We start from the raw sequence: 301 nt of genomic DNA on the forward strand, positions 1-301 counted from the left end.
GAATCCTCGTTACTGCAGACAGTTAAAAAACGTTTATAAAGTAGGGACCGTATCGGCAATTGGCGGTAACAATCCAATCAATGATTATTATAACTACTTGATTTTATGGAAAAATTATCCTGAATATCAGGCCAGACATAAGGCATGTCGCAGATTGGCGGAATTAAGCTTTGGTATATTGAAGAGCGGTAAAAAATATCAACCATACAGAAAGGAACGGTTAAAGAAAATTTCATAAAATATATCAGGCCTTAAGCATCGTGTTCAAGATGATATCAATACGGACAACGGTCTTTGGGTA

Annotated in this window: 1 pseudogene; it reads left to right on the forward strand. The window is 36.2% G+C overall.

Going from position 1 to position 301, the window contains the following annotated elements:
- Positions 1-238: pseudogene (locus ACYQ11_RS22225) on the forward strand (IS110 family transposase); the annotation flags it as partial.
- Between the last annotated feature and the right edge of the window lie 63 nt (positions 239-301).

It is taken from the genome of Desulfatiferula olefinivorans (assembly GCF_054657895.1).